3 protein-coding genes and 1 pseudogene are annotated in these 3016 nt (G+C 55.0%); all 4 read right to left on the bottom strand.

Going from position 1 to position 3016, the window contains the following annotated elements; genetic code table 11:
* Positions 1-135: 135 nt before the first annotated feature.
* Positions 136-1653, bottom strand: a complete 1518-nt coding sequence (gene atpA, locus ABYV26_RS23870) for a F0F1 ATP synthase subunit alpha (RefSeq protein WP_372683852.1) — start codon at positions 1651-1653, stop codon at positions 136-138.
* Positions 1653-2204 carry an ATP synthase F1 subunit delta gene (gene atpH, locus ABYV26_RS23865; protein ID WP_372683851.1) on the bottom strand — a complete coding sequence of 184 codons (552 nt, stop codon included), beginning with the start codon at positions 2202-2204 and terminating at the stop codon, positions 1653-1655. Before atpH ends, atpA begins: the two co-directional genes overlap by 1 nt.
* Positions 2204-2818, bottom strand: coding sequence for a hypothetical protein (locus ABYV26_RS23860; protein ID WP_372683850.1), 615 nt, complete (start codon positions 2816-2818; stop codon positions 2204-2206). The genes atpH and ABYV26_RS23860 overlap by 1 nt, the downstream gene beginning before the upstream one ends.
* Positions 2818-3016, bottom strand: a pseudogene (locus tag ABYV26_RS23855) (ATPase); the annotation flags it as partial. The gene ABYV26_RS23860 and the pseudogene ABYV26_RS23855, both read right to left, overlap by 1 nt.

The following is a 3016-nucleotide window of genomic DNA, read 5'->3' as shown; positions in this document are numbered from 1 at the left end:
GGCTTTGGTGATCTGCTTGGTCTTCTTGACACCCTGGATTTTTAACTGGACTTCCTTTAACGTTGGCATAAAGTTTACGTCCTTATCACATGTGGGCTGAGTTCAGCGGTGTTACCCAGGTCATTCCCAAAAACCTTATTTAATGGTGTCTTTGAATTCTTCATTATAGGCCTCAAGGGCAGTCTTGAGCAGGTCTTCGATCTCCTTCGTAATATCCTGAGCCTCTTCCAGTTTGGAATAAATCTGCGGGTAGCGCTCTTCGACGAAGGGATATAGGCCGGCCTCGTACTTGGCGACGACATCGGTGGGAAACTTGTCTAAATACCCCCGTGTCGCCGCGTACAGGATGGTCACCTGCTTTTCGTGTGAGAGGGGCTTGTACTGGGGCTGTTTAAGCACCTGTATCAGACGCGCCCCACGGGTGAGCTGACGCTGTGTGGCGGCATCCAGGTCACTGCCGAAGGCGGCAAAAGCCTCCAGTTCACGGAACTGGGCCATATCCAGGCGCAGGGTACCGGCCACTTTCTTCATGGCCTTGGTCTGGGCGGCACCGCCAACGCGGGAAACCGACAGGCCGACGTTGATGGCCGGCCGAACCCCGGCGAAAAACAGCGCCGGTTCCAGGTAGATCTGACCGTCGGTAATGGAAATCACGTTGGTTGGAATGTAGGCGGAAACGTCGCCGGCCTGGGTCTCGATGATCGGAAGGGCCGTCAGGGAGCCGGCGCCCAGTTCGTCGCTGAGCTTGGCGCTGCGCTCCAGCAGTCTGGAGTGGTTGTAAAAAATGTCACCGGGGTAGGCTTCACGTCCCGGCGGCCGTCTGAGCAGCAAGGAGACCTGCCGGTAAGCGGCAGCCTGCTTGGAAAGATCGTCGTAAATAATTAGGGCGTGCTGGCCTTTGTCGCGGAAGTATTCTCCCATGGCGCAGCCGGCGTAAGGAGCCAGGTACTGCAGGGTCGCTGGGTCGGATGCACAGGCGGCGACGATGGTGGTGTACTCCATGGCCCCTTCCCTCTCGAGAATGGCGGCCACCTGGGCAACAGTGGATTTTTTCTGACCGCAAGCCACATAAATACAAAAAACGTCTGTGTTTTTCTGGGCCAGGATGGCATCTACAGCCACCGCGGTCTTTCCGATCTGACGGTCACCGATGATCAGCTCACGCTGGCCCTTGCCCACGGGGGTCATGGCGTCAACCGCCTTGAGACCGGTGTAGCAGGGTTCGTGCACCGATTTTCGGGCGATGACACCCGGGGCCACCATTTCCACCCGGCGGTATTCCGAGGTATCGATGGCACCCTTGCCGTCGATGGGTTCGCCCACGCCGGAAACCACACGGCCAAGCACCGCTTCACCCACGGGCACCTGGGCGATTTTGCCGGTTCGTTTGACCATGTCGCCCTCTTTGATGCCGGAGTCATCACCCATGATGGCGATACCCACGTTGTCCTCTTCCAGGTTGAGCACCAGGCCAAGGACGCCGCCAGGGAACTCCACCAGTTCGAGTGCCATGACTTTTTCCAGTCCGTAGACGCGGGAAATGCCGTCGCCCACGGAAAGAACGACACCGGTCTCGCTCAATTCGATCTTCTTGTCGTAATCCGTGATCTGCTCTTTGATAATCTGACTTATTTCTTCAGCTCTTAGTTCCATTAGACACGCTCACCCCTTTTTAAAGATTCTCTCATATTGAGCAACTGCGTCCGGACACTGCCGTCCAGAACCAGATCGCCGATGCGGGTCACAATACCGCCGATCAGTTCCGGATCCTGCTCAACCTCCAGAATGATATCCTTACCTGTCCGCTTGGACAGGGCTGACCGAATTTTATCAACGGTTTCGGATGAAAGTTCCGTGGCCGAAACCAGGCTGGCCCGGGCGACGCCTTTGAGTTCATCGGCAAATTTTTGAAAAAAGTCATTGATGTTGCTCAAAAACCCGATCCGCCCCTTGTCGAATAGAAAAAGAAGAAAAGTGGCCGTTGCCTGCGACAATTTAAGATGATCCATTACGGTCGTCAGGACCTTTTTGCGACCCTCCGCGTCGTAGAGCGGATTGACCAGCACCTGCTGAAGGCTCTTTTCCTGCTCGATCAGATTAGCAAAAGCACCCAATTCTTCCCGGTACGTGTCGGTTTTGCCATCCTCTTTACCGATCAGCAGGAGTGCTTTGGCATACCGCCTTGCAATCGCCAGATTCTTCACTATGCCACCACCTTCGCTAAGTATTCATCCACCAGTTTTTCCTGGTCTTCCGAGTTGATCTTTTCCTTGATGATCTCCTCGGCCTTTGCCAGGGCCTTTTCCACGATTATCGCCTTGAGCTCGGATTTGGCCTGCAAAAATTCATGCTCGATATTCTTGGTGGCCTGTTCTTTGAGCCGCTCTGCAGCAACTTCGGCCTCCTTCAGGATTCTGGCCTTGGCCTCTTCACCCTGCTTCACGTACTCGGCCAGTATGGCTTCGGATTCTTTGTCCAGATCAGCCATTTTGGCATCGTACTCGGCCAGTTTGGCTTCCGCAGCCTTCTTCTTTTCTTCCAGGTCCACCAATTGCGCTTTGATGCTTTGGATGCGCCCACCCAGCGCCTGGGAGACCGGCTTTTTCAAAACCAGAAAGAGCCCGATCGCCAATACCGCAAAATTCATCACCCGATAGGTGTCTGTTGCCACCCACCCTTTGGCGCCTGTTTCACCGTGCCCGCCGCCACTTTCCGCGAAAGCAACAGCACTTCCAAACAAAAGAAGCGCGGCCAGCGCCAGTGGTAACGTCCACCGAGCGACACGGCGGCGTTTCCCGCTGAAATTTGGAACGTTCATTAAGCAGCCCTCCCCAATATTTTTTTTCCTATCGCATCCGCAAATGCGTCGATTTCATCTTCGAGGGCGGCCTTGACGGTGCCCATTTCCTGGGTAATTTTTTCCCTGACGTCTTTGAGTTCGGCCTGGGCGGTTTCGTTGATCTTGCCGATGATCGCCTTTTCTTCATCCGCTGCGGCCTGCATCAGGGTCTCCTTC

Source organism: Desulfosarcina sp. (assembly GCF_041551955.1).
Lineage (GTDB): Bacteria > Desulfobacterota > Desulfobacteria > Desulfobacterales > Desulfosarcinaceae > Desulfosarcina.
Note: the sequence above shows the minus strand (reverse complement) of the source record. Positions and strands in the feature narration are given on the sequence as shown.

Bases quoted from the DNA above. Each gene is read 5' to 3' on its own strand.
- ABYV26_RS23860 (WP_372683850.1), bottom strand. From the start codon at position 2,818: ATGAACGTTCCAAATTTCAGCGGGAAACGCCGCCGTGTCGCTCGGTGG.
- atpA (WP_372683852.1), bottom strand. From the start codon at position 1,653: ATGGAACTAAGAGCTGAAGAAATAAGTCAGATTATCAAAGAGCAGATC.